Raw genomic sequence first — 1,930 nt, forward strand, 5'->3', positions numbered from 1 at the left:
CCAGGGGCCTGCGCCTGTGGGGATGCGGGCCCGGGCGGGGGCCCGCGCCCACGCCGCCGGCCGGTGCGGAACCGGCCGGCGCGTGGGCGGGGGAGTTGAGCAAGGTCATCGACGGATCACCCGGAGACGGCCGCGGCCCAGCCCTTGGCGAGGGTCTCCTTGGCCTTGGCGGTCTGCTGCTCGGTGGGGAACTTCGGTGTGCCCTCGACGACCGGCAGGGCCGCGGCGGCGGCCTTGTCGATGGTGCCGTCGGCGGTCATCGCCGGCATCAGCACCGGGCGGGCGTGGCCCTTGAGCCAGAGGTTCTGGCCCTCGGCGCTGTAGAGGTACTCCTGCCACAGGCGCGCGGCGGCCGGATGCGGGGCGTCCTTGTTGATGGCCTGCGAGTAGAACTGGGCGTAGATGCCGTCGGAGGGGACGACGGTCTTCCAGTCGATGCCCTTGGGCTTGAACTGCTCGGCGTAGCCGGAGTTCAGGTAGTCCCAGTCGATCGTGATCGGGGTCTCGCCCTTCTCGATCGTGGCCGGGGTGGACTCGACGGGGTTGAAGTTGCCGTTCTTCTTCAGCTTCCCGAAGAAGTCGATGCCGGGCTGGATGTCGTCGAAGGAACCGCCGTTGGCGATGGCCGCGGCGTAGACACCGCCGAAGGCGGAGCCGGACTTGGTGGGGTTGCCGTTGAGGGCGACCTTGCCCTTGTAGTCGGGCTTGAGCAGGTCGGCGAAGGTCTTCGGGCAGACCTTGATGGCCTTGGCGTCGCAGCCGATGGAGACGTAGCCGCCGTAGTCGTTGAACCAGCGGCCCTGCGCGTCGCGCTGGGTCTCGGGGATCTTGTCGAAGGCGGTGACCTTGTACGGGGCGGTGAGGCCCTGGGCGCCGGCCGCCTGGGCGAAGGCGGCGCCGAGGTCGAGGACGTCGGGGGCGCGGTCCTGGCCCTTGCGGGTCTTCACCGCGTTGATCTCGTCCTGGCTGGAGCCGTCGGGGTTCTCGACGTTCACCTTGATGCCGTACTTCTTGGTGAAGCCGTCGATGATCGCGCCGTAGTTGGCCCAGTCGCGGGGGATGGCGATCGCGTTGAGCGTGCCTTCCTTCTTCGCGGCGGCGATCAGGGCGTCCATGCCGCCCGCGTCGGCCGCCGAGGCTGCGGAACCGATGTTCTTGCCGCCGACGGCACCGGCACCCTTGTCGGGTGCGGCACCACAGGCCGTGAGCGTGAGGGCGGTGAGTCCAAGGGCGCCGATGAGCGCGGCGGCGCGGGCGGGGCGGGTGGTGCTGGTCACGCGTACTCCAGGAGGGAAGCCGAAGCGGGGCCGAAGCTGTATGGACAACTGTTGTCCATACAACTCCGTCATTACGGGGGGTCGTGGTGTCCCGACGGTGAACGTGAGGCGTCGTCGGCGGTGCGATTACCGGGCGGATCGGGGATGCCCCGCGGGCCGGGCGGAACGCCCCGCGGGCAGGGCGGGGCAGCCCGCGGGCCGGGTGGGACGCCTCACGGGCCGGAAAGGTGGCCAACGGGTCGGGCGGGGTGGCCGGATTCGGCCCGTGCACCGCCGAGGAGTGCCGGGGCCGGGTGCACAAGCGCAGGCCGGCAGGACACGATGGAGTGGTGATCAGTTACGAGAACACCTCACGCACCGTCAGGATCTCTTCCGGCCTCACCCTCCACTACCACGAGGCCGGTCCCGTGGACGCGCCCGCGCTCGTCCTGTTGCACGGGGGCGGTCCCGGTGCCTCCGCATGGTCCAACTTCGGCCGGAGCCTGCCCTTCTTCGCCGAGCGGTTCCGCACCCTGCTCGTCGACCAGCCCGGCTTCGGAGCGTCCGACAAACCTGTGCCGGACCGGGACTACTACACGTTCAGCGCAGATGCCGTCGCCGCGCTCATGGACGAACTCGCCCTGGACCGGGCCCATTTCCTGGGAGTCTCGCTG

Annotated in this window: 2 protein-coding genes; one reads left to right on the forward strand and one right to left on the reverse strand. The window is 70.2% G+C overall.

What is annotated here, in order from left to right; genetic code table 11:
- Window positions 1-116 precede the first annotated feature (116 nt).
- The gene (locus ACWGI8_RS43685) at window positions 117-1,277 is read right to left on the reverse strand and encodes an ABC transporter substrate-binding protein (protein ID WP_453669110.1); all 1,161 of its coding nucleotides are present in this window, start codon (window positions 1,275-1,277) and stop codon (window positions 117-119) included.
- A gap of 329 nt (window positions 1,278-1,606) precedes the next feature.
- Here ACWGI8_RS43685 and ACWGI8_RS43690 point away from each other — a divergent pair.
- Window positions 1,607-1,930: alpha/beta fold hydrolase (locus ACWGI8_RS43690; protein WP_453669112.1), on the forward strand; the 324-nt coding region annotated here is incomplete at its 3' end.

This window comes from Streptomyces sp. NPDC054841 (assembly GCF_053611045.1).